The organism is Flavobacterium ginsengiterrae (assembly GCF_039539785.1).
In the GTDB taxonomy this organism is placed as follows: domain Bacteria; phylum Bacteroidota; class Bacteroidia; order Flavobacteriales; family Flavobacteriaceae; genus Flavobacterium; species Flavobacterium ginsengiterrae.
Window position 1 is genome coordinate 305,515 of sequence record NZ_BAABDU010000011.1, and the last position, 21,170, is coordinate 326,684.

Below are 21,170 nucleotides of genomic sequence, written 5' to 3' on the forward strand. Positions count from 1 at the left end.
AAGATTAGGTAAGAGAAATCCATTTTTTGAAAAATTTGGCATCGCCAAAAACCAGCTCTTTGGCAGTTAACTCCATTGAGATAATCATTGGGATTTCGTTCGTGCTGTTAAATTCTTCGTAGTACGAAATGCAGTACGTTTTTTCAAAAACCAGTTCGCGCATTTTGCTCATCGCATCTCTTCTAAAAAAGGTGATTTTTCCGTCTTTAGTTAAATCACTGCTTAACATCCACGATAAGAAACTGGTGCTTTGGTTTGCCTCAATAGTTATTTTTACAGTACCTCCTTTGGTACTTCCTACAGGTTTATTTAAACTGTCAATTTCCTTGGAGAACTTTATATTAAAATCCAGTACATTAAATTCTTCTCCATCGATTTGTAGTTTTGCCAGAAAGCTCATTATTGTTTTTTTTAAGGTTAGTTTTATGCAATAGGTTCGTTATTCCAATTTCTCTTTGTCGAGAAGGAATAGTGTAATGTTTAATAGGAATGTTGTTGGATATACTGCCTGTATGCCAGCAGTTTTATGGTGTGGTATGGCAGGTAAACTTATATAAAGAGATAGAAAAGAATATCCCTTAAACGGTAAAAAAGTAACAGAATAAGCTTTTTACTAAACAGGTTCTCAAAACCAGGTTTGGTATACTCAATGATACCTCCAAAAAAGTAATCTGTTTTTGAATTTAACTTTGTCTCATTAATTTAAAAACATAAAAAATGGACAATTTAAAAGATAAAGTAGCAGTAATAACAGGCGGAAACAGCGGTATTGGTTATGCTGCTGCAAAAGAGCTTAAAGAAAAAGGAGCAAAGGTTATTATTACAGGAAGACGAAAAGAAGCCATAGAAAAAGCGGCACAGGAATTGGGCGTTACAGCCGTTACAGCAGATCAGGCAAGTATTGCGGATATTGAAAATCTGGTTTTGAAAGTAAAAGAAGATTTTGGTACAGTTGATATTCTTTTTATTAATGCGGGAATTGCGGGTCTGGGTACGATAGAACAGACAAGTGAAGAATTATTCGACAGTATTATGAATGTCAATTTCAAAGGAGCTTATTTTACGTTAAGTAAATTTATTCCGATTTTAAAAGACGGTGCTTCGGTGGTGTTTTTGTCTTCAAATACTGCAAGTATGCCAGGGCCGGGATCTTCGGTTTATTCAGCAAGTAAAACCGCTTTAAATTCGATTATGAAATCGGCTTCATTAGAATTAGCACCTCGAAAAATAAGAGTTAACTCTGTAAGTCCGGGTCCGACAGAAACGGAAGTAATGAAAAAAGTTGGATTAGACGAATCTACCGTAAAAGGTATTATGGATGTTGTAGTCGAAAAAATACCGCTTAAAGAAATGGGAAAAGCCGAAGATGTGGCCAGAATGGTTTCGTATTTAAGCAGTGAAAACGCTAAATTTATTACAGGCGCTGATTTTATTATGGATGGGGGAATGGTTTTGGCTTAATTATTAATTATGAGTTAGTGGTTTAAAACGCAAAGTGCGCTAAGATTTTCGCAAAGATCGCAAAGTTATTGAACAATAGCTTTGCGGTCTTTGTGTTTTTACAAAGCTCTTAATCAAAAGACCTTGGCGTTTTTTGCGTAAACCCTTGCGCTCTTTGCGGTTAAATTTCATTCGCAATTAAGCCAGTCCATTTCACCTGTTACTTTGTCCGTTTGGACTGTTTTCTGATTTCGTATGAAGGGTTATCGAAATACTTTTGACGAAGAAATTAACTGATAACAAATAATTCTAAATCAAAAAAATGAAAACACTTCAACGACACAAACACAGTTTTATAAATGCAGTTGCTGCAGGAACTTTTATGCTGGCAGGAATAACTTCTTTTGCCCAAAATAAAAACAAACAATCAGATGCTGAGTTAATACGTCCGTATCATATCAGCGTATCGCAGGAAGCGGTTACAGATCTTCGCAATCGTATCAATGCTACAAGATGGCCGGATCAGGAAACCGTAAAAGATCAGTCACAGGGTGTAAAACTAAACCAGATTCAAAGTCTTGTTAAATATTGGGGAACTGATTACGACTGGTACAAAGCCGAAGACAAATTAAACGCACTGCCTCAATTTGTAACCAATATCGACGGACTTGATATTCAGTTTGTACATGTAAAATCAAAACATAAAAATGCACTTCCGTTGATTATTACACACGGATGGCCAGGTTCGGTTTTTGAACTTTTAAAAGTGGTTGGTCCGCTTACAGATCCAACAGCTTATGGCGGAAAAGCCGAAGATGCTTTCGATTTAGTAATTCCATCAATGCCGGGTTACGGTTTTTCTGAAAAACCAAAAGGAACAGGCTGGGGGCCTGAAAAAATAGGAAATGCGTGGGATGTTTTAATGAAACGTTTAGGTTACAAACATTATGTTTCGCAAGGTGGTGACTGGGGTTCTGTTATTGCAGATGCCATGGGACGTCAGGCTCCGGAAGGTTTACTTGGAATTCACGTAAATATGCCGGCTACAGTTCCTGCTGATGTTGCCAAAGCATTAAAAGACGGCGATCCAGCTCCCGCAGGATTATCGGTTAAAGAAAAAGCAGCTTTTAATTCGCTGAATAAATTATATACAAAAGGCGGCGGTTATGCCGGAATGATGGTGACACGTCCGCAGACTTTAGGTTACGGATTAACAGATTCTCCAGTTGGTCTGGCTTCGTTTTTCTTAGATAAATTCAACGAGTGGACTTACAGCGGAGGAAATGCCGAAAAATCGCTTACAAAAGATGAAATGCTTGATGATATTTCATTGTACTGGTTAACAAATACGGCCAATTCTTCGGCGCAATTATATTGGGAAAATAACAATAACAACTTTAATGCTGTAGAACAAAGAACGGCCGAAATCAAAGTTCCGGTTGCCGTAACAGTATTTCCGGGAGAGATTTATCAGGCACCAAAAAGCTGGGCTGAAAAAGCATACAAAAACTTGTCTTACTATAATGAAGTAAGTAAAGGCGGACACTTTGCATCTTGGGAAGAACCACAAATTTTTACAGTGGAACTTCGATCTGCTTTTAAAGCATTGAGAGGAAAAAACTAAAAACACAAATATATCTGACTATGCCTGACAGGTTTTTAAAACCTGTTGGGATACTAAATCACTAAAAATAAAAATTATGGAAACGAAAAAACAAAAAACTTGGGTTATTATCGCAATTATCATTTTGGGAATCATCGCTTTTTTGATTCCGAATCAAATTGCAGCACAAACAGGAATAAAACGTACTGATTTACAAAAACACGATTTAAGTATTCCAGGACGTGAAGCCATCCAGGCCAGAATTGATTTTGACGGACATTCGGCCTTTGGAAAACATTTTCATCCGGGTGAAGAAATTATCTATGTACTCGAAGGTTCTCTGGAATATGAAGTTGAAGGACAGGCTCCGGTAACTCTAAAAGCAGGTGAAGTTCTGTTTATTCCGGCTGGCGTTGTACATTCTGCTAAAAATAATACCAATCTAAAAGCTTCTGAACTGGCAACGTATGTGGTAGAAAAAGGAAAACCTGTTTTGACCTTGAAGAAATAGGTTTTTGTTTCAGGTTTCAGGTTTCAGGTTTCAAGTTGAAATGAGGATGGTTTAACCGCAAAGGGCGCTAAGGATTTTCGCAAAGAGCGCTAAGTTCTTTTTTTGAGATTAATTGATTGACGATAAGTTCACAAAGCTTTGCGCTCTTTTTAAAGACTTAATAAAAAACATTTCTTGCGTGCTTTGCGGTAAAATAGCAACAGTAAAAAACTTTGTGTCCTTTGCGAAAATCCTTAGCGCTCTTTGCGGTTTAAAAAAACACTACCAAAAGTTCTGTCCGTTTCGCCTTTTACTTTGTCCACTTCACCTTTTTTCTTCTTTAAAAACGACGATTACCGAGATACCTTTGACGAAGAAATTAACTGATAATCAACTAATCAAAAAATAAAAATTATGAAAACTTTATTAAAAAATGCCAAATTAATTTTAATCGCTGTTTTTTCTACAGCTACAGCTTTAGTGAGCGCACAAGCTCCCAAACAAACTATTCAAGTAAACAGTTCACTTGGAACTTTAAAACAAATCAATGCCGGATTATTAAACGTAGGCTATACAGAAGCAGGTCTTTCAAACGGAACTCCGGTTATTCTGCTTCACGGCTGGCCTTATGATATTCACAGCTATGAAGAAGTTGTTCCAATTTTGGTTTCAAAAGGATATCACGTTTATACACCTTATTTAAGAGGATTCGGAACAACAACTTTCCTTTCAAAAGATACTTTTAGAAACGGACAGCAGGCAGCATTAGCAAGCGATATTATTGCTTTTATGGATGCACTGAAAATCGACAAAGCCGTAATTGGGGGTTTCGACTGGGGAGCAAGAACAGCAGTTGTAGTATCTGCACTGTGGCCGGAACGTGTAAAAGGTTTAGTATCTGTAAGCGGTTATTTGGTCGTAAATCTGGAAGCCAACCTAAAACCATTACCTCCAAAAGCAGAACTAGGATGGTGGTACCAGTATTATTTCGCTACCGAAAGAGGAAAATCAGGGTACACCCAAAATACTTATGAGTTTAACAAACAAATCTGGCAGATCGCTTCTCCATTATGGAACTTCAGCAAAGTAGCTTACGATCAGACAGCGAAGTCTTTTGACAATCCTGATCATGTAGCAATCGTAATTCACAATTACAGATGGAGACAATCTCTGGAAGCCGGAGAATCTAAATATGATGTTTTTGAAAAACGTCTGGCGGCTAAACCGGAAATTAAAGTTCCAGCAATCACAATAGGTAGTGACTTTGACGGCGCTTTCGCAGATGGAAAAGCGTATGCTAATAAATTCACAGGAAAATACGAACACAGAATTTTAAAAGGAATTGGCCACAACGTGCCGCAGGAAGATCCAAAAGCATTTGCACAGGCAATTATTGATGTGGACAGCTTGAAATAAATTTCAATTTTTTTTAAAATTCCAAATTCCAATTGCAATATCAAATATCAAAAATCAATAACAATTATAATAATCTAAAATCTAAAATCAACAATCTAAAATTATACATATCATGAACACAAAAGTATTATACACAGGAAAAACGCATACAACAGGTGGTAGAGAAGGAGCTTCTCAAAGTTCAGACGAACAATTGAATATCAAATTAAGCGCACCGGGATCATCACGTCCGGGAACAAATCCGGAACAGTTATTTGCTGCAGGATGGTCGGCTTGTTTTATTGGAGCTTTAGGAATTGCAGCTTCAAAATTGGGAGTTAGACTTCCGGCAGAAACAGCGGTAGACGCAGAAGTTGATTTATGTGTAACCGAAGGCGAATATTCTTTACAGGCTCGTTTAAACATCAGCCTTCCGGGAATTGATCGTGAAAAAGCAGAAGCTTTAGCGGCTCAGGCACATCAGACTTGTCCGTATTCTAAAGCGACAAGAGGAAATATAAACGTAGAGCTTAATATACTTTAATCGCTAAGCTGTCAACCTGCAGGGTTTCTAAAACCTTGTAGGTTTAAAATATTAGACTTAATAAAAATACCTACAAGGTTTTAGAAACCTTGCAGGAATAAAATAAGAATTATGAAAAAGATAAAAATAATAAGTGCTTTTGTGATGTTGTTTTTCTTAACTGGAAACATCATTTTTGCACAAAGCAACCCCGATAAAAAAGGTTTCGCCCTTTTAGAATTATATACATCAGAAGGATGTTCAAGCTGTCCGCCGGCTGATGAATTGTCTGGAAGAATTCAGAACGAATTAAAAGACAAAAATGTTTACGTATTAGCTTATCACGTTGATTATTGGGACAAACAAGGCTGGAAAGATATTTTCAGCAATGCCGATTATACCAAAAGACAATATGATTACGCCAAATTTATGGGTAAAGATCCTATTTATACACCGCAGGTAATCATTAACGGAAAAATAGATTATGTAGGTTCTCAGGAAACAAGTTTAAGAAACGGAATCAAATCGGCACTTGTAAAACCGGCTTTCGCAAATGTAAGTTTAGAAACGAATCAGACAGATAACAATCTTTCTGTAAATTACAATGTAGAAGGAACTTCGAAAAACAGCCGATTGTTTATTGCAGTTATTCAAAAAGAAGCCAAAAGCAATGTAAAAAGAGGCGAGAATGCCAATCGTGTTTTAACGCATTATCAAATCGTTCGTCAGCTTCAGTCGGTTGATTTGTATAAAGTAAAGAAAGGAACAGCAAATATTCATCTGCCTAAAAACTTCAATACACAGGATTTTGAAATTATTGGTTTTGTGCAGGATATGAATTCCGGAGCTATTTTAGGAGCAAAACGTGGTTAAGATTTTGTTTCATACAGATATGAAAAGAATACTTCGTCATATTGTCATTTCGACGTAAGGAGACCCGAGCGATAGCGAATAGGCGAAGCAAACCTCCAAAAGTAACTCCGCACAGAATGTTCGCCAATCTTTGTAGAGCTTCTCGCGGAGATTTCTCCTTACGTCGAAATGACATTACTTTGGCTGAATTTTCAATCTTCGAGAAATAATTTTTTCAAAATAAACCTATCTTTGACAGTCAGGATAACCAAACAAAAACAAATATGGAAAAAGCAAAACGTTTTCAGGTTTCGCTCAAAGTCATTTGGGGAAGTTCTATTGCACTTGCCATTATGGCTTCAATTCCCAAATTATTCGACGCCGATTCTACACCTGGAGACCTTATAATAAATTCTTCAATTACGCTCTTGTTTTCCCTTTTTATATGGTATTACAATATTTACAGCCTGCCAAAATTCTCTTCACAGAGAACCAATAAAAGCCTTTTTAACTGGAGACTTTTGCTGAGTGTTGTAATGGGTATTCTTTTGATGGTAATCCTGGTAATTGCCCATCAGGAGCTTTTTCAGGTTTCAAAAATGGATGCGCCGATTATGTTTGAACTTCGGGGTGTCTTGATCAATTTGATTGTTTATATGTTTCTTCATCTTCTTTTTCAGAATTACCAAACCCAGCAAATGGGAGTTGAACTGGAACGTACCAAAGCGTTAAATCTGGGTGCGCAATACGAATTACTGAAACAGCAGGTTAATCCGCATTTTTTGTTTAACAGCCTAAATACCCTTAAATCGATGGTGGATATGCAGGATCCGCAGAGTTCTGATTTTATCCTGAAATTGTCTGATTTTTATCGTTTTACGCTAGAAAGCCGAAAACTGGATTTAATTTCCCTAAAAGAAGAACTTCAGATTTTAGATTCGTATGTTTATTTGCTGAAAGCCCGCTTTGAAGACGGATTTGATGTTGTAAAAGAAATAGATTCTAAACAATACGATTGTGCAATTCCGCCTTTTTCACTTCAGTTATTGGTTGAAAACTGTATAAAACACAATGTTGTTTCGCTTGATAAACCTTTGCAGATAAAATTATATACCGAGAATGATTTTCTAGTTATCGAAAACCCAATTCAGCTTAAACGCGGTACCTTGTCTACCGGAGTTGGACTGAATAATATCAATCAGCGTTTTCAGCATTTGGTTCACAAAGAAATTGAAATTGATAAAACCGAAACCCTTTTTAAAGTTAAAATACCACTAATTTATGACTATCATAATAATTGAAGATGAAGTAAAGACGGCCAAAGCACTTGGCCAGCTTATTTTGAGTATTCGTCCGGATGCTCAGATTTTATCGTACATACAAAGTATTGACGGTGCTGTGAGTTATCTTTTAGAAAACGATCAGCCCGATTTGATTTTTATGGATATTCAGCTGGCAGACGGATTAAGTTTTGAAATCTTTAAAAACGTTGAGGTTTTATCTCCGGTTATTTTCTGCACTGCTTTTGATGATTATGCAATTGATGCTTTTAAATCAAACGGAATTGATTATGTACTGAAACCTTTTTCAAGAGAAAGCATTTCGCAGGCCATTAAAAAAGCGGGCGAGTTGAAAAACTTCTTCCAAAGAAATAAAAAAATGATGCCCGATTTTGATTATCTTCTGACCAGAACGGGAGAGAACAAAGGGAAAAGCAGTTTTTTGGTTTTCAAAAACAATAAATACCAGACTATTTTAACCGAAAATATTGCTTTTTTCTACATCAAAAATGAAACTCCTACGATTGTCACTTTTGATAAAACCGAATATCAAATCACACAATCTCTCGATGAGGTGCATAAATTATTATCGCCAATTCAGTTCTTTAGAACCAACAGACAATATCTGGTAAATTTCTCAGCCATACGAGAAGCTGAACATTATTTTTCAAGAAAATTAATCATCAAATTAACCATTCCAACCGAAGAAAAATTATTGGTAGGGAAGGAAAAGGCGACCGCTTTTTTGAGCTGGCTGGAGAATCGTTGATTGTATTTAACCGCAAAGAACGCTAAGTTTTTTTGAGCTGTAGTTTTTATAAAAATGCAAAGAACGCAAAGCTATATCAATAAGCTTTGCGTTCTTTTGAATATTCTTTTTGCACAGATCGTAAGAACAAAAAACTTTGTGTCCTTTGCGTAAATCCTTGTGTTCTTTGCGGTTAAATCAAACCCAACCGAAGAAAAATTATTGGTAGGGAAGGAAAAGGCGACCGCTTTTTTGAGCTGGCTTGAAAACCGTTAAATATATTTAACCGCAAAGCACGCAAAGATTTTTAAGTAAGATTTATATAAAACGCAAAGTTCGCAAAGCTATATTTAAACTTTGCGAACTTTGCGTATATACTTGTGAACTTTGCGGTTAACTTGAAGCCTGAAACTAAATTTTAGAAGGAGGCATTCCAAATTGCTTTTTAAACGCAAATGAAAAATGCGATAAATCTTCAAATCCCACTTCCAGATATACTTCAGATGGAGTTTTTCCTCTTTCTTTAATTTGATAATACGCTTCCTGTAGTCTTTTTTGTAACAGCCATCGACTTGGTGAATTATCGAATATACGTTGGAAATCTCTTTTAAAAGTTGCCAGACTTCTTCCCGTTAAATAGGCAAAGCGATCGAGCTGAACATTAAAATGGAAATTCTTTTTCATAAAAGCTTCCAGATCAATTTTTCCGGGTTCGCTGAAATCGAATAAAATATCTTTCAGCTCAGGATTACATTGCAGTAAGATGGTAATTGCTTCGTTTACTTTTAGGTTTTGAAGTTCTTTATTAATTAACTGGTCTTCGTTGATGTATGGAATCAGCGAATTCATAAAACTTTTAAGCAGGGAAGTTTCTTTTAACTGAAAAACCGTTTCAGTTTCAGGACTTTTTATCAGATTCGTTTTTTGATTGTACTGAATAGAATAATCCCGAAGGGCCTGCTGGCTTAAATAAATCGAAATAGACTGAAAAGCCACATTAGGATCGGGCTGTTTGATAAATTTAATAAGCTGGTTTCTTCTTATAAATCGGAAATCTCCAGGATTAAAAATATATTCTTTACTGCCGTTGTTCAAAGTCAGTATTCCCGAAATCTGAAAACTCAAAACATGTTCAGCAGCAAACTGCTCGCCCTCTCTGTTTTGGGAGTGATAACAGGAATAAGCAATAGGCGATGTTTTTTGAGTTGATTTTGAAGTATCCATATCACAAATTTATAAAAAATCAAACAGCACCTTGCGATAGAAGATGCTGTTTAAATTGTATAGAAAAATTTTTACGCAGATTTCAATGATTAAACATTGAATTTTGTCATTGAAATTGCCAGTGCTTTTTATTTCTTGCTAGTATACCATTTTCCTTGTCCGGAATCATAAAAACTTCCGGAATCTTCATGATCTGTAGATAAACTTACATTCATCCATTTTTCCATTTCCTCGGTTCTGGCTTCGTCGGCATTTTTTAAAATTGTGATGGCTTCGCTTCCTAAAACAAGATGCATTGGCGGATTAGGATGAGAAACCAAATCAACCATAACTTTTGCAGCTTTTTCAGGATCACCAACCGGAACAAAATTGCCGCCTTTAAAAAAATCACTACGCTGTTTGACCATTTCATAACCTTCAATTTCTTCTGCATAAGTCATGGAAGCGCCTGCCCAATCGGTACGGAATCCGCCTGGTTCTACGCTGGTAACAAAAATACCAAGCGGTGCAACTTCTTTGGCCAAAGCTTCGGTAAAACCGCCTAAACCAAATTTAGCCGCCTGATACATCGTTAAACCAGGATTTCCAACACGTCCGCCAACAGAACTAATTTGTAAAATACGTCCTGATTTTTGTTTTCTCATAATTGGAAGTACGGCACGCGTAACCTCAATTGGTGCAAATAAATTAGTTTCTAACTGACTGCGGACTTGTTCCTGTGTGTACGCTTCTGCAGCGCCAATGATTCCGAATCCTGCATTGTTTACCAATACATCAATACGGCCAAAATGCGTTACAGCTTTATTAACTGCGTCATGAATCTGATCATAATTATTTACATCTAATGCTAAAGGCAGAATTTGATCGTTATATTTTTCTTTTAAATCAGCTAACTGATTAATGTCTCGCGCAGTTGCAGCAACTTTGTCACCGATGTTTAATACTGCTTCGGTAAGATTACGACCTAATCCGCGAGAGCTTCCTGTGATAAACCATATTTTATTCATTGTAATTGTGTTTTAAATTCTTTACAAATTTACGTCGGGAGAAAGCTTTGTTAGTTTGTTGAAAAGCTCAAGTTAGTTTGTTTTGAAGTTCAAAGTAATAGAGGATTTGGTTTACTAATAACAGAATCTCGCAAAGACGCAGAGACGCTAAGTTTAATTTTCTTTGCATCTTCGCGCCTTCGCGAGATTTAAAAAAAGAAGAAGCTTAATTTTCTTCAGAAACATTAATAGTATAAGATGCTGTATATAATCTTCTAAACATAGCATAAGTTACACTTACCATCACAAAAGCAATAATTGCATCGATAGTTGCCGGGAAACCTAATACAACTAATTTTGAAAAGAAGGCGAAAATAATGTCGAAAAATACTCCCGCAAATACCCATTCTTTTAATCGTAATAATTTGTTTGGAATTAAAAGCGTAATAACTCCCGAAATTTTCATAACTCCCAAGATGTAAATAAAATGTGCAGGATAACCCAAAAGCTGTGTAATTTCCCAAACCAGTTTGTTGGTTGTTAATTCAAAAAAACCGCTGGCACCAAACCATAAAGAAGTTAAAATAATTCCTGTCCAATAAATAATTTTTGTTGTTTTTGCATTCATGATTTTAAATTTTAAGTTGTTAAACAGGACAAAATTGCGTCAACAGCGATCGATTTCATATCACAAATTAGGTGAAACGGACAAAACGATTTCTGAAACAGACAATCCAAAAGTTCATCTGATTTTATAACTTTACCAAACCGAATTACTTTTATTTTGATGATGGAAGCCAAAGCCATTTTGCAAGAACATATTGCCAAAACCGTCTCGCTCACACAAGATGAGTTTGATTACTTTTATTCCCACTTTAAACCATTGTCTTTTAAAAAAGGACAAACGATTATAAGTACGGGAGATAAAGTAAACTGTGAGTATTTTGTAATTTCCGGCTGTTTAAAAACTTTCTTTATTAATGATGAAATCAAAATGTATATCCTTCAGTTTGCCATGCCAACCTGGTGGGCTTCTGATTATAATGCGCTTTACAACCAGACTCCAGCTTCTATAAATGTCGATTGTATAACAGATGCTGAGGTTTTATGCCTTTCGAATGAAGACCGCGAAAAACTCTGCGCTGAATTTCATCAGATAGAACATTTCTTCCGTTGGAGAACCAATAAAGGATATATCGCGACTCAAAAACGTCTGTTGTCATTTATGAATAATAATGTCAAAACACGTTACGAAGAACTTTTGGCATTATATCCACAATTGTACAATCTCGTTCCAAAGCATTTAATTGCAGCTTATCTGGGCGTTTCCAGAGAAACCTTAAGCCGGCTTCATAATTCTTGATTTGTCTCATTTCGGACAAAGGAAGAAAATGAGAAATAAACTTAGCCGCTTAGCCTCTTAGTAACTTAGAAGCTAAAAAAAAAACAGTGATCTACATCACGTAACCAATCTTTATAACCGCCGTTCCTTTGTATTGTACTTTTAAATACAATAAAAATGGAAACAATAAATTATACTATCGTAAGCTCACAAAGCAGAATCGATTGGACCGGAAGAAAAGTAACCGGTGCACACAATGGTACAATTGGTATCAAAAATGGTAATTTCATCTTAAACGGTGGAAAAATAAAAGGTGGAAATGTTGTTATCGATACAACTTCTATAAAAATTCTGGATGTGACAGATCCGGCAACGAATACTCAATTTGCAGGACATCTTGCATCTGATGATTTTTTCTCTATCGAAAAATTTCCAACTGCATCTTTTGAAGTTTTAAACGTAAAAGAGCTTCCAAATGGTAATTTTCATCTTGAAGGAAACTTAACCATTAAAGACATCACGCATCCTGCAGGATTTGAAGTGTCGCTTCAAAATCATTCAAATGGTATTTCACTTGCAGGGAAATTAATTATCGATCGTACCAAATACGACATTAAATTTCGTTCTGGAAATTTCTTCAAAGATTTGGGAGACACTTTAATCTACAACGACTTTGAACTTGATTTTAATATCAATGCCGAAGCTGTTTTTTCAGGACAATCTCAAAACTAAAAATCATGCCTTATGTAAAGCTCGAATTGACTCGTGAGGGCGTTACCCGCGAGCAAAAACAGAAACTAATAAGCGGTATTACCGATTTAATTACCGAAGTATTAAACAAAGACCCGCATTTAACCCATGTAGTAATTCAGGAAATTGAATTAGACGACTGGGGGTACGCAGGAGAACAAGTATCAGTATTAAGAGAAAAAGGCATAACAGCCGATAAAAAATAAACATCATGAAAAAACAAACTATAATCGTTACCGGAGCAGCATCTGGTATAGGAAAAGGAATTGCTAAATATTTTTTAGACAGAGGCGATAATGTAGTCATCAATTCACTAACAGAAAGTGCATTAGAAAAAACGTTCAACGAATTTGGAGCAGGAAGCAATCTTGCAAAATTTGCCGGAGATGTAAGCGATAAAAACACAGGCGAACAACTGGTAAAAATTGCTTTAGAGAAATTTGGTTCGGTCGATGTATTAATTAATAATGCAGGAATTTTTGCCAGTAAACCTTTTTTAGAAGTCGATGAAGCGTATTTAGACAGCTTTTTAAAAACCAATCTAAAAGGAACTTATTTTACTACACAATCTGTAATACCGCAAATGCTTAAACAACAAGGCGGAGTAGTAATAAACATAGGAACACCATTAGTGAATCATGGTTTGGGCGGATGGCCCGCAACAGCGCCAATTGCCAGTAAAGGAGCAATACATGCATTGACCATTCAGTTAGCAGCCGAATTTGGTAAAAAAAATATCCGTGTTAATACTGTTGCTCCCGGAGTAATTCGTACACCAATGCACGGCGATAACGCAGATCAAAGTGCCGGTTTGCATTTATTAAACAGAGTAGGAGAGATTGATGATGTTGCCGAAATGGTTTACACAGTTGCCAAAAGCAATTTTATTACAGGCACTATTATCAATGTTGATGGCGGAAAAGGCGCCGGACACAATTTAAATTAAATGAAAACTATTTTATTAACTGCTTTTATGCTTTGGACTTTCCAGAGCATAAAAGCTCAAAATACAGAAAAAATGGAAAATCAAATAGAAATTCAGAAGATTACCGATGTAATAGAAAACTATTATTTTAAAGGTATTTATGAAGGAGATGAACTATTGCTTGGAAAAGCTTTTCAACCGGGAACACTGCTTTTTGGAGATATAAAAGGCGAGCCTTATTTTAAAACCGTTGATTTATATTTAAACGGCATAAAAAACAGACAAAGTCCTAAAGATTCCGGTAAACCTTTTAAAGGTGAAATTCTGCATATAAGTGTTGTAAATTCTATAGCTGTGGCAGAATTAAATGTTAAAATGTACGACTTTAATTATCGGGATTTTTTATCTTTCCATAAGATAAACGGACAATGGCTTATTGTCAATAAAATGCTGACAGATACAAGCAGATAATTTAAAATTTTAAGCAATGTGGTACAATACAAAAGCTAAAGAATTATTAGGAATCGATTATCCAATTCTGCAGGGACCTTTTGGAGGAAATCTATCTACAGTTAAACTGACAGCAGCGGTTTCTAATGCTGGCGGATTAGGCGGATACGGAGCTTATACCAATAGTCCGCAGGAAATATACGAAATAGACAAACAGATAAAAGCGGCCACCAATAAGCCGTATAATATTAACCTTTGGGTGTCTGATCATGATATTCCCGAAGGAGGTTTAATCGATGAACAGTTTGAGAAAACAAAAGCTCTTTATAAACCCTATTATGATGAAGCCGGAATTCCATTACCTGAAAAACCGGTACCTTTTCAATCCCGATTTGAAAATCAGTTAGAAGTTATTTTAGACATTCGGCCAAAAGTTTTCAGTTTTATGTTTGGCGTGCCTTCAGACGATGTTCTGGAAAAATGCCGTCAATTAGGGATTGTAACCGTAGGCGCTGCCACGACTCTCGACGAAGCTGTTTTTCTGGACAGCAAAGGAGTAGATATGATTATTGCTTCGGGTTTTGAAGCAGGCGGTCACAGACCTTCATTTTTAAAAGATGCAGAATCATCTGTAACCGGAACTTTTGTTTTATTACAGTTAATGCGCGAGAAAATTAAAACGCCTATTATTGCCGCAGGAGGAATTGCAGACGGAAAAGGAATTGCCGCCGCCTTAACTTTAGGCGCAAGTGCAGCGCAGATAGGAACGGCTTTTTTAGCTACAGATGAATCAAACGCTTTACCTGTTCATAGAGAAATGCTGTTTTCTGATGCAGCAAAATACACAACACTTTCACGTGCTTATACCGGAAGACTCGGACGTGGAATAACAAGCCGTCTTGCAAAAGATATTATAGGGAAAGAATCCAGTATTTTGCCTTTTCCGCTTCAGACTACTTTTATTGCACCGCTTAGAAAAGCCGCAATCGAACAGCAAAAATGGGATATGATTTTATTTTGGGGCGGGCAGATTTCTCCTATTTTAAAACACACTAAAGCTTCTGCCTTAATGAATGCTTTAATTGAAGAAACAACAGCTTATTTTGAAGCGTTGAAATCGTAAATATATTTCGCTTCTCAGAAGCTCTTTTTTCTTAATCATTAATAAATTTCTATAAAATATTAAGCCCTTCCAGGGCTTCTTTAATTTTGTTATGTCGCTTCTCTGAAGCTCTTTTTCTTAAATCATTAATAAATTTCTATAAATATTAAGCCCTTCCAGGGCTTCTTTAATTTTGTTATGTCGCTTCTCTGAAGCTCTTTTTTCTTAAATCATTAATAAATTTCTATAAATATTAAGCCCTTCCAGGGCTTTGTAAATTTACTCCAAAGGAGTTAAATATTGGTAATTCTATAGATGTTTAATCTGCAAATTTACTCCGGAGGAGTTAAATATCTATAGAAATAGAGAATTGATATCAGAAAATAAGCCCCAGCGGGGCGGCACATTTTTATTACAATACACCCATTTCAAAATATAAATGGGTTTTGTTATATATATATCAATTACCATATTTGTTGAACTAAACGAATGAATTTTCATTATAAAACACTCGGTTTGTCAAATTTATGATTTTTATTAATTTGTTTAAAAACTGCTGTTTATGATGTTTTAAATAACCTTTTATCAAAAAAATAAAAAAAAGTTATTTTATACTTGACTAATTCGGTAGAATTAATATATATTTGTATCGCAGAAAATTTATATAATGATACTTATCCAGAAAGACTGAGGGAATAGGCCCTGTGAAGTCTTAGCAACCTGTTGCCGAATAAGGTGCTAAATCCTTCCGTTTTTGCGGACAGATAAGAAAGATTTTTTCAGAAAATCTGTTTAAGATCATCCATATTAAAATGTATTAAAATGAAAACAGAATCGACTTTATACGCAGGATACGAACTTTTGAATTTAATTTTCGAACAAAATAGTCTGGCCGTTTTCCGAATGCGAAAGCATTAATTCTCTCTTAGATTTCCTTTTTTAATACCATATACTAATGGCTTTTGGTCATTGGTCCGAAATTCTTTTGTCTAATCTAAAAACTAAAAATAACATGAAAAAAATACTATTGGGGCTTGTTGTACTTCTTGGAGTTGTTCAAACTCAGGCTCAGGAAAATAATTTACAATTAAAAGGAACTGTTACAGATACTGTGGCGCAATATGTTTATCTGCAAAAATTCCACAATAAAATGTTTACCACTATTGATTCGGTAAAAGTAAAAGACGGAAATTTCAGTTTTAAGACAAAAGTAAAAACGCCAGAGTTATACGGACTAAGCGTTAATAAAGATAGTTCACCGTTATATATTTTTCTTGAAAAAGACCCAATTACAGTAAAACTAAGTCCAAAGAAGTATTATACAGCTTCTGTAGTCGAAGGTTCTGCTTCTCAGGATTTGTTTGAAACGTACAAAAAATCGAAAGATGTAGAAATCAGCAAATTCATTACAGAAAACCCAAAATCGATTGTTTCTGCTTATGTATTATACAGAAACTGGTCTTACAGACTGTCTCCGGAACAAATCACACAAAATATTGCTTTGCTTGATAAAAGTCTTCAAAGTACCACTTATGTAAAAGAATTAAAAGAACTGGCTGTCGTATTAGATGGTTTAGCGGTTGGTAAAAAAGCTCCAGATTTCACGGCCAATGATCCTCAGGGAAAGCCAGTTCGTTTTTACGATAATCTAAAAGGTTACACATTAGTTGATTTTTGGGCTTCTTGGTGCGGACCGTGTCGTAGAGAAAACCCAAATATTGTAGCCGCCTATAAAGAATTTCATGATAAAGGATTCAATATAATTGCAATTTCATTAGACAAAAAGAAAGAAAACTGGATTAAAGGCATTCAGGATGATAATTTAACATGGACACACGTTTCTGATTTGCTTTTTTGGAATAGTGCTGTTGCCAAATTATACGGTGTAAGAGCTATTCCTGGGAATTATTTAGTGGATTCAAAAGGAATAATCGTTGCTAAAAACCTTCACGGAGAAGAATTGCAAAATACACTAAAAACGCTTTTAGAGAATAAAATTTAAGAAAGAAAAAATACACAATCTTGTCATCCTGATGTAAGGACGAAAATTTCTCCTTTGTCGAAAGGACAAGATTGAATAATACAATTAGTTAATTTAAAATGATAAAGGAAATGAATGCTATTGAGCCAACAACAAAACCAACAGAATCTGAGTGTTATTTTTCTAAATTTAGAGAAAATACAGTAGGAATTGATCATACTTTCGAATCGGTTTACGGAGAACAAAATCTGGTATATGCAGACTGGGTTGCCAGCGGAAGATTATATCACCCGATAGAGGATATTATGCTCAATAAAATTGGTCCAATGATTGCCAATACGCATTCGCTTTCAAGTCAAACAGGAAAAACTTCTACGTATGCTTATCAGCATGCGAGAGATATTATTAAAAAGTCGGTTAATGCCAATGAATCGGATGTTTTGGTAACAACCGGAAGCGGCATGACGGCTGCTTTATCAAAATTGCAGCGTATTATGGCATTGCGAACAAAATCAGATCTTGACAAACCTGTAGTTTTTATCACGCACATGGAACATCATTCTAATCAGGTTTCGTGGTATGAAACAAATGCTGAGGTTGTGATTCTGCCTCCGGATGAAAACAATTTAGTCGATCCAAAAGTTCTTTCTCACGTAATTAAAAAATATGCAGACCGAAGCATAAAGATTGGCTCTTTTACCGCTTGTTCTAATGTTACGGGAATTATCACACCTTATCATGAACTGGCAAAAATTATGCATCAAAACGACGGGCTTTGTTTTGTTGATTTTGCTGCGTCGGCGCCGTATGTTAAAATCGATATGCATCCCAAAAATCCCGAAGAACAATTAGATGCAATTTTCTTTTCGCCTCATAAATTTTTGGGCGGACCGGGAACCTGCGGTATTTTGGTTTTTAATGAAAAATTATACCAGTCTGATTTTCCTGATAATCCGGGCGGAGGAAATGTAAAATGGACTAATCCGCTTGGGAAATACTGTTACAGCGATGTAATAGAAGTAAGGGAAGACGGTGGAACTCCGGGATTTCTGCAGGTTATTAGAACAGCTTTGGCTTTGGAATTAAAAGAGCAGATGGGAGTAGAGAATATCAAAAACAGAGAAAAAGAACTACTTGATCTTTGTTTTTCAAGACTTCAAAAAATACAGGGATTATCAATTTTAGGAGATTTAATAACAGAGCGTATAGGCTGCGTTTCTTTTGTAATTGAAGATATTCATTATAATTTGATCGTAAGACTTTTAAATGATCGTTTTGGGATTCAGGTTCGTGGCGGCTGGTCTTGTGCGAGTACATATGCACATTATCTTTTTAATATCAATGAAAAGAAATCGGCAGAAATTACTAATGAATTATTACAGCGAAATCAAGCCAATAAACCGGGCTGGGTTCGTTTGTCTCTGCATCCTATTATGAGTAACGAAGAACTTTTTTATATCTGCGATGCGATTGAGAAAATAGCTTTAAACTATAAAAAGTGGAAGAAAGATTATATTTATAATCCGGTTTCTAATGAATTTGAAAATCCTGAAATTAAAGATAGTATTGCAAATGAAGTAAATGATTGGTTTAAGTTGTCTTCAGGAATTAATAATGCAAATCAATACATATGAAAACAATTCCAAGACGAATCGTAACAGGTTTACGAAACGGCAAATCAATTATCGAAAAAGACGAAATTGTTAGGAATGTATCTGAACATTTTCCCGGTTTGATCATTTCAGATATTTGGTCAACAGACACTACTCCTACAGGTTTTGAAGAAAAAATAATCGAAAACACAGCTTTTCCAAATACACCAAAAAATGGAAGTTATTTTCGTTATGTGCAGATTCCGCCTGATAAAGATTTAGGAATAGAAACACCTAAAGGTCAGCCTCATCCGCTAATGCATCAAACTAATACTTTAGATTACATCGTCATTTTGTCAGGAGAGATTTATTTGATTTTGGATCAAGAAGAAACGCTTTTACAAGCTGGCGATATTGTAATTCAAAGAGGCACAAATCATGCATGGAGTAATAAATCAGATTCGCCTTGTATACAATTGGCGATTTTAATTGATGCCAAAAAAGAAGAATAATTTTAGATAAATCGATATAGTAATCTACTATTTTGATAGGTTAATAAAAGTTTTGTGTTTTTTACATAAAAATTAAAATTATCTGTTTAAATTTGCAACCGCAATGAGAAACAAGAACCAGAATTTGAATTATTATTATAGCTGCAGTATGATGTGCTGTGTTACTGCTATGAAATTCAATGATCTGGCTTATATATAAATAAATACGATTTATTTCAAAAAGCCTTTCATGAAGATTTGAAAGGCTTTTTTGTTTTTAAACTTGAATTTGAACAAATGATTGAATTAAAAAATGTTACCAAAACTTTTCACCAGAAAGACAGAATTGTTTCTGCTTTGTCTGATGTTTCGCTAAAAGTACCTGTTGGGAAAATTTTTGGCGTAATTGGAACTTCGGGAGCAGGAAAAAGTACACTGATTCGATGTGTAAACCTTTTGGAAAGACCAACATCCGGAGAAATTATTGTAGACGGTAAAGCTCTGTTAAAGCTTTCAAATGCAGAATTAGCAATTGAAAGAAGACAGATTGGAATGATTTTTCAGCATTTTAACCTGCTTTCGTCACGAAATGTATTTCAAAATGTGGCTTTTCCGCTTGAATTGACAGGAACTCCAAAAAGCGAAATCAAAACACGTGTTTTAGAATTATTAAAATTGGTTGGTTTAGCAGAAAAAGCATACGATTATCCGGCGAGTCTTTCGGGTGGACAAAAACAAAGAGTAGCCATTGCAAGAACTTTGGCTAATAATCCAAAAGTTTTGTTGTGTGATGAAGCTACAAGCGCGCTCGATCCTGCAACAACGCGTTCGATTTTAAATTTACTGAAAGACATTAACCGTCGATTAAATATTACGGTTTTATTGATTACACACCAAATGGAAGTTGTAAAATCAATTTGTGATGAAGTAGCGGTAATCAGCCACGGAAAATTAATCGAGCAGGGAAGTGTAGGAGAGATTTTTGCCGATCCAAAACATGAACTGACAAAAGAATTTATTTCGTCGTCTCTGCATTTGGAAATTCCGAGCGTTTATGAAGAAAAGTTACAAAAAGAAGATAACGGAAGCTTAAATCCGTTATTAAAGCTGGAAATGACCGGAAAATCAGTTAATGAGCCTGTTATTTCAGAAGTTTCAAGACTATTCGATACCAACTTTAAAATCGTAAGCGCACAAATGGATCAGGCCGGTGAAGTTAATTTTGGTGTTATGTTGATTGAATTATCAGGAAAACGCGAGAATTATGATGCGGCGATTCAATATTTTATTTCAAAACATATTAAAACAGAAATTATAGGTTATGTCTGATACATTTATAGATTTATTGTTAAAAGGAACTTGGGAAACCATTGTCATGACTTTTGTATCGGGCTTTTTTGGTTTCGCAATCGGACTTCCAACAGGAGTTTTGCTTTTCCTTACCCGAAAAAATCAAATACTGGAACAGCCGGTTTTAAACAAAACATTATCGGTTTTGGTAAACATTTTTCGTTCTATTCCGTTCATCATTTTGATCGTTTGGATGATTCCGTTTACACGAGCAATTGTTGGAACTTCGATTGGAGTAAGTGCTGCTTTAGTTCCGTTAAGTATTGGCGCGGCACCGTTTATTGCCCGTTTGGTTGAAAACAGTTTATTAAGTCTTCCTTCGGGATTAATTGAAGCGGCAAGAGCCTTAGGTGCAACACCTTTCCAGATTGTATATAAAGTTTTACTTCCGGAAGCTTTGCCTTCTTTAATAAACGCAGCATCGATTACTTTGATTACACTTGTAGGTTATTCTGCAATGGGCGGTGCCGTTGGAGCAGGTGGTTTAGGTCAGGTTGGTTATCAATATGGATATATTGGTTATGATGCTGTAATTATGAATTCAGTTTTGATTTTATTAGTCATTCTGGTATTTCTAATTCAGTTTGCCGGAGATGCTTTATCGAAACGATTTGATCATAGATAGAATTTAGTTAATTGTTGATGC

23 protein-coding genes and 1 riboswitch are annotated in these 21,170 nt (G+C 35.5%); of the genes, 19 read left to right on the top strand and 4 right to left on the bottom strand.

What is annotated here, in order from left to right; translation table 11 throughout:
* Positions 1–4: 4 nt before the first annotated feature.
* Complete coding sequence (gene tssD, locus ABD859_RS23790; protein ID WP_345147354.1) at positions 5–400, bottom strand: type VI secretion system tube protein TssD; 396 nt, start codon at positions 398–400, stop codon at positions 5–7.
* 317 nt (positions 401–717) lie between these two features.
* Between tssD and ABD859_RS23795 the strand changes: the two genes are divergently transcribed.
* From ABD859_RS23795 to ABD859_RS23830, 8 genes are all read left to right on the top strand, one after another.
* Positions 718–1,461, top strand: coding sequence for an SDR family oxidoreductase (locus ABD859_RS23795; RefSeq protein WP_345147355.1), 744 nt, complete (start codon positions 718–720; stop codon positions 1,459–1,461).
* A 301-nt stretch (positions 1,462–1,762) separates the two neighbouring features.
* A complete protein-coding gene (locus ABD859_RS23800; protein WP_345147356.1) occupies positions 1,763–3,064 on the top strand; it encodes an epoxide hydrolase family protein in 1,302 nt (433 codons plus the stop codon).
* A gap of 76 nt (positions 3,065–3,140) precedes the next feature.
* Positions 3,141–3,554: a cupin domain-containing protein gene (locus ABD859_RS23805; RefSeq protein ID WP_345147357.1), complete on the top strand. Its 414-nt coding sequence runs from the start codon at positions 3,141–3,143 to the stop codon at positions 3,552–3,554.
* Positions 3,555–3,947: 393 nt separating this feature from the next.
* A complete protein-coding gene (locus tag ABD859_RS23810; protein ID WP_345147359.1) occupies positions 3,948–4,949 on the top strand; it encodes an alpha/beta fold hydrolase in 1,002 nt (333 codons plus the stop codon).
* Positions 4,950–5,061: 112 nt separating this feature from the next.
* A complete protein-coding gene (locus tag ABD859_RS23815) occupies positions 5,062–5,472 on the top strand; it encodes an organic hydroperoxide resistance protein (RefSeq protein ID WP_345147360.1) in 411 nt (136 codons plus the stop codon).
* 111 nt (positions 5,473–5,583) lie between these two features.
* Positions 5,584–6,324 (top strand): DUF1223 domain-containing protein, encoded by a 741-nt coding sequence (locus ABD859_RS23820; RefSeq protein WP_345147361.1) that lies wholly within the window; start codon positions 5,584–5,586, stop codon positions 6,322–6,324.
* 263 nt (positions 6,325–6,587) lie between these two features.
* Complete coding sequence (locus tag ABD859_RS23825) at positions 6,588–7,604, top strand: sensor histidine kinase (protein ID WP_345147362.1); 1,017 nt, start codon at positions 6,588–6,590, stop codon at positions 7,602–7,604.
* Complete coding sequence (locus ABD859_RS23830) at positions 7,585–8,352, top strand: LytR/AlgR family response regulator transcription factor (RefSeq protein WP_345147363.1); 768 nt, start codon at positions 7,585–7,587, stop codon at positions 8,350–8,352. The genes ABD859_RS23825 and ABD859_RS23830 overlap by 20 nt, the downstream gene beginning before the upstream one ends.
* Before the next feature lie 390 nt (positions 8,353–8,742).
* On the opposite strand, the gene ABD859_RS23835 is transcribed toward ABD859_RS23830, so the two are convergent.
* From ABD859_RS23835 to ABD859_RS23845, 3 genes are all read right to left on the bottom strand, one after another.
* On the bottom strand, positions 8,743–9,555 hold the full coding sequence (locus ABD859_RS23835) for a helix-turn-helix domain-containing protein (protein ID WP_345147364.1): 813 nt from the start codon (positions 9,553–9,555) through the stop codon (positions 8,743–8,745).
* 128 nt (positions 9,556–9,683) lie between these two features.
* Entirely contained in the window at positions 9,684–10,562 is an 879-nt protein-coding gene (locus tag ABD859_RS23840) for an oxidoreductase (protein ID WP_345147366.1), read from the bottom strand.
* Positions 10,563–10,767: 205 nt separating this feature from the next.
* Positions 10,768–11,169 carry a DoxX family protein gene (locus ABD859_RS23845; protein WP_345147367.1) on the bottom strand — a complete coding sequence of 134 codons (402 nt, stop codon included), beginning with the start codon at positions 11,167–11,169 and terminating at the stop codon, positions 10,768–10,770.
* 159 nt (positions 11,170–11,328) lie between these two features.
* On the opposite strand from ABD859_RS23845, the gene ABD859_RS23850 reads away from it, so the two are divergent.
* The 11 genes from ABD859_RS23850 to metI all read left to right on the top strand — a co-directional run bounded on the left by ABD859_RS23850 (position 11,329) and on the right by metI (position 21,149).
* Positions 11,329–11,904 carry a Crp/Fnr family transcriptional regulator gene (locus tag ABD859_RS23850; protein WP_345147368.1) on the top strand — a complete coding sequence of 192 codons (576 nt, stop codon included), beginning with the start codon at positions 11,329–11,331 and terminating at the stop codon, positions 11,902–11,904.
* 156 nt (positions 11,905–12,060) lie between these two features.
* On the top strand, positions 12,061–12,615 hold the full coding sequence (locus tag ABD859_RS23855; protein ID WP_345147369.1) for a YceI family protein: 555 nt from the start codon (positions 12,061–12,063) through the stop codon (positions 12,613–12,615).
* Positions 12,616–12,620: 5 nt separating this feature from the next.
* Complete coding sequence (locus ABD859_RS23860; protein ID WP_345147370.1) at positions 12,621–12,839, top strand: tautomerase family protein; 219 nt, start codon at positions 12,621–12,623, stop codon at positions 12,837–12,839.
* A gap of 5 nt (positions 12,840–12,844) precedes the next feature.
* Positions 12,845–13,579, top strand: coding sequence for an SDR family NAD(P)-dependent oxidoreductase (locus ABD859_RS23865; RefSeq protein WP_345147371.1), 735 nt, complete (start codon positions 12,845–12,847; stop codon positions 13,577–13,579).
* The gene (locus ABD859_RS23870) at positions 13,580–14,029 is read left to right on the top strand and encodes a nuclear transport factor 2 family protein (RefSeq protein ID WP_345147372.1); all 450 of its coding nucleotides are present in this window, start codon (positions 13,580–13,582) and stop codon (positions 14,027–14,029) included.
* Between the two features lie 16 nt (positions 14,030–14,045).
* A complete protein-coding gene (locus tag ABD859_RS23875) occupies positions 14,046–15,131 on the top strand; it encodes an NAD(P)H-dependent flavin oxidoreductase (protein WP_345147373.1) in 1,086 nt (361 codons plus the stop codon).
* A gap of 650 nt (positions 15,132–15,781) precedes the next feature.
* A riboswitch (SAM riboswitch) is annotated at positions 15,782–15,881 on the top strand.
* Positions 15,882–16,122: 241 nt separating this feature from the next.
* Complete coding sequence (locus ABD859_RS23880) at positions 16,123–17,112, top strand: redoxin domain-containing protein (protein ID WP_345147374.1); 990 nt, start codon at positions 16,123–16,125, stop codon at positions 17,110–17,112.
* A 98-nt stretch (positions 17,113–17,210) separates the two neighbouring features.
* On the top strand, positions 17,211–18,725 hold the full coding sequence (locus tag ABD859_RS23885) for an aminotransferase class V-fold PLP-dependent enzyme (protein WP_345147376.1): 1,515 nt from the start codon (positions 17,211–17,213) through the stop codon (positions 18,723–18,725).
* Positions 18,722–19,195, top strand: coding sequence for a cupin domain-containing protein (locus ABD859_RS23890; RefSeq protein ID WP_345147377.1), 474 nt, complete (start codon positions 18,722–18,724; stop codon positions 19,193–19,195). The genes ABD859_RS23885 and ABD859_RS23890 overlap by 4 nt, the downstream gene beginning before the upstream one ends.
* 276 nt (positions 19,196–19,471) lie before the next feature.
* Entirely contained in the window at positions 19,472–20,503 is a 1,032-nt protein-coding gene (gene metN / locus ABD859_RS23895; RefSeq protein WP_345147379.1) for a methionine ABC transporter ATP-binding protein MetN, read from the top strand.
* A complete protein-coding gene (metI, locus tag ABD859_RS23900; protein ID WP_345147380.1) occupies positions 20,496–21,149 on the top strand; it encodes a methionine ABC transporter permease MetI in 654 nt (217 codons plus the stop codon). The genes metN and metI overlap by 8 nt, the downstream gene beginning before the upstream one ends.
* Positions 21,150–21,170: the final 21 nt, after the last annotated feature.